This is a genomic window from Trebonia sp. (genome assembly GCF_049794275.1).
Classification (GTDB): Bacteria; Actinomycetota; Actinomycetes; order Streptosporangiales; family Streptosporangiaceae; genus Trebonia.
In genome coordinates, this window is sequence record NZ_JBARCR010000978.1 from 1 (window position 1) to 2,399 (window position 2,399).

At 68.9% G+C, this 2,399-nt stretch carries 2 protein-coding genes; one reads left to right on the forward strand and one right to left on the reverse strand.

Features of this window, described 5'->3' with window-relative positions:
* A partial coding sequence (locus WA805_RS24915; RefSeq protein ID WP_425243542.1) for an FAD-dependent oxidoreductase occupies nucleotides 1-725 on the forward strand: 725 nt, incomplete at its 5' end.
* A 218-nt stretch (nucleotides 726-943) separates the two neighbouring features.
* Here the strand turns inward: WA805_RS24915 and WA805_RS24920 are convergent.
* Nucleotides 944-2,399 (reverse strand): alkaline phosphatase family protein (locus tag WA805_RS24920; RefSeq protein WP_425243543.1); only part of this gene is annotated, 1,456 nt, incomplete at its 5' end.

Below are 2,399 nucleotides of genomic sequence, written 5' to 3' on the forward strand. Positions count from 1 at the left end.
GCGCGGGCGTGCGGCAGGTGAGCGGGCGGGAGGTCTCCGAGGAGGTCGACTCGCCGCCGGAGTGGCTCGACCTGCTGGCCGACCACCGGCTGCTGGGCGCCGACGAGCTGCCGCCCGGGTTCGCGTCCGGCTGGCGGTACACCGCGCCGGTGGTCACCATGCCGGTGTACCTGGAGTACCTGCTCGCGCGCTACGCGGCCACGGGCGGCTCGATCGAGATCGAGCCGGTCAGCTCGCTGTCCGCGGTCGACGCTCCGGTCGTCGTGAACTGCACAGGAGTCGGCGCGCGAAAGCTCGCGGGAGATTCGTCGGTAGTGCCGGTGCGCGGGCAGGTCGTCGTGGTGCGCAACCCCGGCATCGAGGAGTTCTACATCGACCACGCGCTGCACGGCTACGACTACGTGTACGCGTTCCCGCACGGCGACCTGGTGCTGCTCGGCGGCACCGCCGAGGAGGGCGCGTGGGACATGCCGCCGCGGCCCGAGGTCTCCGCGCGCATCCTGCGCGACACCACGGCGGTGTTCCCGCAGCTGAGCGGGGCCGAAGTGGTGGCGGAACGGGTCGGGCTGCGCCCGTACCGGCCCACGGTGCGGCTGGAGGGGGAGAGCCTGCCCGGCGGCCGGGTGCTGTGGCACAACTACGGGCACGGCGGCGGCGGGGTGAGCCTCTCGTGGGGCTGCGCCCGCGACCTGACCGACGCGGTGCTCAGGGGAGCGGCCGGCTAGGAGCGCTACGCGCCGGCGCGGCCGACGCGGCCTGGTGCAGCGGTAGTGTCCTGTGATCTGTGTGGTCTTCGGCGCGGTCGCCGCTCATCTTCGTATCACTTTTGGTCTCTTTTCAAGCCGTTTAACCGTTTCAAAAGGGCCGAAAGTGATGCAAAGACGAAGAGTGACGCGAGGTTACCGAACGTAAGGCGGGTGGACGTCAGCGGACGCCCGGACGGCTACGGGACCGGGGGACGGGACGGGGTCGTTTCCTGGGACGGCATCTTGTTGCTCGTGGGGAGCGGGTAGGGGATGCCGACGTCCAGGGTGCCGGTCAGGGCGTTGAGGACCGCCTCCTCAACGACCGTGAGGTTGCTGCCGATGGAAGTGGACGGCAGCGCCGGGACCTTGGTGACCGGGGGGCTGACGAGGTTCAGGGCGCCGGTGAAGTCGCCGGTGACCGAGCGGCGCCAGGCGGTCAGGTTCGGCACGGTGACGCCGAACCTCTTCTCGATGAGGCGCAGCGTCGAGGTGTGGTCCAGGACGCCGGAGTACTTGTAGCCGCCGGCGGTGAACGGGGAGATGACCAGGCACGGGGTGCGGAAGCCCAGGCCGATCGGTCCGGCGATGCCGCCGGCGCTGCTCGGCAGCGTGGTCAGGTACTCCCCCGTCGTCCCGGCGGGCGCGGTGGGCGGCGGCACGTGGTCGAAGAAGCCGCCGTTTTCGTCGTAGTTCACGATGAACACGGTCTGCGCCCAGACCGCGGGGTTGGAGGCGAGGATGTTCAGGATCTGCTGGACGAGGTACTCGCCCCATTCCGGCGGCGCGGCCGGGTGCTCGCACTCGGCGAGCGGCGGGACGATCCAGGAGACGCTGGGCAGGGTGCCGTTCTTGACGTCGCTGTGGAAGTCGCCCGGGTAGGTGGGCGCCAGGCCTTTGTCGATCAACTCGAGGTCCGTGAGAGAGAACGGGTTGGTGTAGTTCTTGAAATAGGACAGCACGCCGAGTCCCAGGATGCCGGTGGGGTCGTTGTAGACTTTCCAGCTCACCCCGGCCTTGAGCAGCGCCTCGGGCATCGTCTCCCAGTTCAGCTTGCCGGTCATGGCGACGCGGTCGGTCGCGGTGGTGATCACCGGGCCGCCGTGCGCGCCGCTGGGGTCGATCGAGGCGGAGAACGTCATCAGCCGGTTCGGGTCGGTCGGGCCGAGCACCGAGCAGAAGTAGTTGTCGCACACCGTGAACGCGTCCGCGAGCGCGTAGTAGAAGGCGAGCTCGGAGCGGTTGAAATAGCCCATGGTGACCGGGCCGTTGGAGGCGCCGTCGGCGGACAGGTGGGCCTTGATGAACGAGTCCATCTTGCCGCCGTTCCAGCTGTCATGCTGGGTCACCCAGTCGTGCGCGATGTCGTTAGTGTCCTCGCCGTTCTCCGCCGGCGGATTGTTCAGCAAGTTGAACGGCTGCATGTAGCCGGCCGCGTCGACGCCGGCGCCCGGCTGGTAGCCGTACTGGTCGAACACCGGGGTGCCGTTGGCGTTCTTCGCCGCCTTCGGGTCGGAGAACCCGCGCACCCCGGACAGCGTGCCGAAGTAGTGGTCGAACGACCGGTTCTCCTGCATCAGGATCACGATGTGCTTTACGTCGCTGAGGCTCGCGTTCGCGGTCGCGGAAGCGGTCACCTTGTCGATGAGCCTGGCC